The sequence below is a fragment of the Microcystis sp. LEGE 08355 genome (genome assembly GCF_015207185.1).
GTDB classification, from domain to species: domain Bacteria; phylum Cyanobacteriota; class Cyanobacteriia; order Cyanobacteriales; family Microcystaceae; genus Microcystis; species Microcystis panniformis.
Map to the genome: position 1 here is coordinate 1 of NZ_JADEXI010000446.1, position 3,913 is coordinate 3,913.

Annotated in this window: 3 protein-coding genes; 1 reads left to right on the forward strand and 2 read right to left on the reverse strand. The window is 38.3% G+C overall.

What is annotated here, in order from left to right; all coding sequences use genetic code 11:
- On the forward strand, window positions 1-1,268 hold a 1,268-nt coding region (locus tag IQ242_RS18895; RefSeq protein WP_193961027.1), incomplete at its 5' end, for a hypothetical protein.
- A gap of 220 nt (window positions 1,269-1,488) precedes the next feature.
- On the opposite strand, the gene IQ242_RS18900 is transcribed toward IQ242_RS18895, so the two are convergent.
- Together IQ242_RS18900 and IQ242_RS18905 are read right to left on the reverse strand one after the other, a co-directional pair.
- Complete coding sequence (locus IQ242_RS18900) at window positions 1,489-3,477, reverse strand: ATP-dependent endonuclease (RefSeq protein WP_012265063.1); 1,989 nt, start codon at window positions 3,475-3,477, stop codon at window positions 1,489-1,491.
- Window positions 3,474-3,737, reverse strand: a complete 264-nt coding sequence (locus IQ242_RS18905; RefSeq protein WP_148204734.1) for a hypothetical protein — start codon at window positions 3,735-3,737, stop codon at window positions 3,474-3,476. Before IQ242_RS18905 ends, IQ242_RS18900 begins: the two co-directional genes overlap by 4 nt.
- Window positions 3,738-3,913 lie beyond the last annotated feature (176 nt).

Below are 3,913 nucleotides of genomic sequence, written 5' to 3' on the forward strand. Positions count from 1 at the left end.
CCAGTTTGCCCCTGATCGATGATCTCTTTCGTGGATTCGACGAATTCCAAAATAACCGCCCCCCGGCAATTCCCGCCGCTTGGCAGTCCGCTTTAGTGAAAACCGCTCACGAAATTTGGAAAGCTGAACCCTGGTCCTGTTTAGCTGATTACGATATTTTGGAAATTAAGCTCGATCGCCCCGATTTCCCGCATCTTTACGCCTGTGTCATGGGAATGCTCGGTCGGGAATACGGAGTCATTCTCTATCGTTCCCTAGCATCCCTCAAACAATTCCGGCAGGCCGCTTTGGAAGAAAAATCGATGGAAAGATTAGAAAAAGCCTTTCTTTCCCAAGATTGCTGGTTTTTAAGCTACGAATTGGCCGATGATGATGAGGACGATGATGAGGATGACTACGATCTGGCCTCGGCTCCCCCTTCCCAGATCCATCCAGTTTTCGGCAGCGTGCATCCCTACGAAGGTATTCGCCCCTATTTGGATGAAGAAGAAGCAATCACGGTATATTTAGCTTTAATAGCTCTGTTGCGCTTTTTTAAAGGCAATCAATCCGCTTTATCCGAAGAACCGATCGGAGAATTACAGCGTCGTTTTCGCATTCCTCTCGATCCCGAACAAGCAAAAGGGGAAACCGTGGCCGTGACGGTGGCCACGATGCCCGATCTATGTGCGGAATTTATGCAACTCTTGGAGGAGGAGGACGAGGATGATGATGATGATGAGGAAGAATCCGTACTCAAGGAAGATCTAGTCCCCGATAATGCACATCTCAGTCTGGGAATGGTTCCCTGGCAATTATTAGATAAAATTCGCAGTCGTCCGAAAATCCATTATCAACCCCAATCCGTACCCACAAAAGGGGAGGGTTTCCCCGTGGTCATGATCCAGACCTCCCGACCGAAAGCCAAGGAAATTATCGAAAAAATCGAACAAGCTGGCGGTTTGGCGGCCATTGGTTTTAACCCCGGCGAAGATCCCTTAGAAGATACCCGTTATGATCTCGGTATTCTGAAAATGGCTAACGGTGATCTCTATCTATTTGGGGAATTCGAGCAAGATGATCCCGACCACCGTAATGCGCGCCGCAATTGGCAAAAACGCATCAAAAATACCGAGGGTTATTGTGGTTTGATTATTGCCATGGGCGTAACCGGTTCCTCCTGCGGCAATCCCCAATTAAACGATATGTTAGCCCTCTACGAGGCAAAATCGATCGATAGTAAAGATTTAGACTTGGGAGTTTTGACTCTTATGCCTCACTTCGGTTAATTTTAACCAAGGCAGCGGCGGCTCTTTTTCAGTGATCAGTAATCAGTAATCAGTTTGCTTGGCAAATTCATTGACATACTCCCACCGTCAAGCTGCGCTATGAAGTGTAGAAATATGCCCATGACGAATCGATTTTTACCGCCGCGCATGGGCAGAAATTCCCTTAATGGGTAGGTCAACTTCGATCAGGCGTTTAGGGTAGGTCATCATGGTTAAAATTTTACAATTTGGTTAAAAAATCCCACTCATTAAACCAAGTCGAGCGATCAACAAGATTGAGTAATGAAATAAAATCTTGCTCAATATTGAACTCTATATTATAAGGTTTGGTCACTTGATTGATAATTGCTTGAACATCATTTTTATTAGCCATTTTATAAAATTCACGATTGTCATTGATAGTTTTTAAATACCTCCTAAATAGAGTATTTAGACTAATATCCTTTTCTCTAATAGGATTTTGGTTATTCAAAAAATCCCTTTTACTTAGTTGTTCCCTGACGTTGGCATACCGATGGCAAGTCTCATCAATATATTTATCATCAAGACTCTCTAGCTTTTCTTGCATAATTGTTAAATAATGATTCTCTAGGGATTGTACCAAAGCAGATCGATCAATATTAATATCATCTTTTTTGGCTTCTAGCCATTTTTTTAGTAGATGAGATAACTTGATCAAATCCATTAATAAAATTGACTCAAAAGTATAAGACGGAGTGATATAAGTTAGAATTTTAAAATGACTACCCAGTGCTTCAATAAGCTTATCACGGTGATCATCTTCAATAAAATCACGATCAAAGACGAGAAAAGCCTTACTCCAAAGCGTTTCTTGATTCTTAATTTGCTGAAAAACTGTCTTATAACTAGGTAAATCCTTAAAAATTTGAGAGACTCCACCTATCACCCAAAAGACATATTTTTTGGTATTTACCCCTAAAGTCATTTTTTGTAACAATGTATAAATTGCTTTTGCATCATCCTGACCTTCCACAAATAAAATATGATCTGCCTCAATAGCATTGATAACGTCCAAACCATTACTATTACCCAAAGAACTAATAATCGGATTTAGACTAGAGGGATAAATTCCTTTAAAACGATAGCCAACATCTAAACTCTGTTCATCTTTAACCACAGAAGTATAGTAATAGTTGGGTCTGTTTTCAATATGAAAAAGCTGATACAGAGGAACCTGACGAATTAGAGTCTCATTATGAGTTGTTAAAAAGATTTGAGTATTTGTCGAAAATCTAAGAACCGTATCAATTAAACGTTTTTGAATATCCCGATGAATATGACTATCAGGCTCATCAAATAAAATTAAGTTTAGGTCTCTAGTTTTTTCTGGCGCGTAAAGATTCAATAAAATAAGAATAATTTGTAACGTTCCACTTCCCAATAGAGAAATATCTTTCTCAATGTCTTGTGACTCAATTTTATAATCAATCACTGATTTTATATCTTTTTTGATATCACTTTTAGGGAAAAACTCAATTTTTTTATCGCCGTTAAAGAGAATATATGATAAATCTCGAATAAATTTATTGTAAAGATTTTCATTTCGAGTTGTATCATAATAAAGATTGTATAAACGATTACGAACAACTTCAACAGACTCTCTTTTTTGAATAGATTCAATAATTTGTGGACGAGTCACAAATCTCTCCTCAGTTCTGATGGTGGCTACAGGAGAAGCAAAAGATGCACTAATAGGGTTGGGAAAATTTTCAAAAAACTCATTGAATCCTCTAAAGTTATATTGGCTATAATTCAAAAGCTCGATAACATAATTTAAACCAGAGGTCTTGATAGAAAAACCAATTTCTAAATTTATATCTACTTTGTTTAATAAATTTCTATCTACTTTGTTTAAGGTAATAGATAATTCAATAGGAGCAGTTGTATCACGTTGATAAAAAATATCGTCAATATTTGAAGTTCTAACCGTTTTAATAGTTTCGTAAGGAAAATATTTTTCTGTTGTATGACCGAGAATATAATCACCTTTTTTGTATAACTCTTTATATCCTTTGCCCGCTTGCCGAATTAGCTTATTAAAACACTCATGCCAAAGGGCGATCGCCTCTAGCAAATTGGTTTTTCCTGAATTATTAACCCCAGTAAAGACATTAAAATCAGGCTCTAAATCTACGGTAACATCTTGAAAAGACTTAAAATTTTTAATCTGAATTTTGCTGATCTTCATTCCCGTTCATCCTGCTGGAGAATTGCCTCTAGTCCAAGCTGATAATGTTCAATGCTTGTAACAGGTTGCCGTCCTAGCGTAACCGCATCTCGAATGACATAAACTTCCGACATTGTCCCACAGTTAAACACCATATAGAGCCAATAGTCCCGCTTTAATCGTTCGGCTGTTTTATACTTATCTCTGATGCTAACACAATTGGGAAGTAGGTTAGCCCAATTACATCTATAGCAGTTTTCATCAGAATGAGGTATGGGCAAGGAGCTTAAACCCTTTGTTTGCAAAACTTGTCGACACCTCCTAACGTGAAAAGTGCTATAATTCGATTGAAAAAGCGAAACCCAACAACCCCAACGCTTACTGCTTAACTCTCAAAGTAATTGGCTGATAGCATTTTTCTTTATTCGTGGCAGGCATCCTACTGTCTCTTATACAC

What these genes read in the sequence shown, in the direction of transcription:
- IQ242_RS18900 (WP_012265063.1), bottom strand. Translation starts at nt 3,477, where the DNA reads ATGAAGATCAGCAAAATTCAGATTAAAAATTTTAAGTCTTTTCAAGAT.